The organism is Pseudoalteromonas sp. S2721 (genome assembly GCF_005887425.1).
In the GTDB taxonomy this organism is placed as follows: domain Bacteria; phylum Pseudomonadota; class Gammaproteobacteria; order Enterobacterales; family Alteromonadaceae; genus Pseudoalteromonas; species Pseudoalteromonas simplex.
Genome location: NZ_PNCZ01000104.1, coordinates 1 through 530 on the forward strand (window position 1 = coordinate 1; position 530 = coordinate 530).

General features: G+C 46.6%; 4 tRNA genes. All 4 read left to right on the forward strand.

Features of this window, described 5'->3' with window-relative positions:
* The first annotated feature begins 33 nt into the window (after positions 1 to 33).
* The 4 genes from CWC02_RS20450 (at position 34) to CWC02_RS20465 (ending at position 530) form a co-directional block, all read left to right on the forward strand.
* Positions 34 to 108, forward strand: a tRNA-Gln gene (locus tag CWC02_RS20450).
* 147 nt (positions 109 to 255) lie between these two features.
* Positions 256 to 340 (forward strand) — tRNA-Leu (locus tag CWC02_RS20455).
* A gap of 38 nt (positions 341 to 378) precedes the next feature.
* A tRNA-Gln gene (locus CWC02_RS20460) sits at positions 379 to 453 on the forward strand.
* Between the two features lie 4 nt (positions 454 to 457).
* Positions 458 to 530, forward strand: a tRNA-Met gene (locus tag CWC02_RS20465).

The window sequence follows — 530 nt, forward strand, 5'->3', positions numbered from 1 at the left end:
GATAAGAACTCAAACTATCAAATTATTCTTTGTTGGGATATCGCCAAGCGGTAAGGCAGCAGGTTTTGATCCTGCCATTCCCAGGTTCAAATCCTGGTATCCCAGCCACTTTCTCTACCAAGAGAGTGAGTAAGAAAACTCACGCTAAGAGTTTAAATTAGCAAACCTTATGATGCGGGAGTGGCGGAATTGGCTGGTGTCTTGATTAGACGCTGGATTTAGGTTCCATTACTATACACTTGCATCACACTATGTGCGGGAGTGGCGGAATTGGTAGACGCGCTGGATTTAGGTTCCAGTAACTTCGGTTGTGAGAGTTCAAGTCTCTCCTTCCGCACCATGTTCTTAAGTAGAACTAAAACTCTTCAAGTTTAGCGTTGGGATATCGCCAAGCGGTAAGGCAGCAGGTTTTGATCCTGCCATTCCCAGGTTCAAATCCTGGTATCCCAGCCACGATGGCTAAGTCGCTCAGTTGGTTAGAGCACATCACTCATAATGATGGGGTCACAGGTTCAACTCCCGTCTTCGCC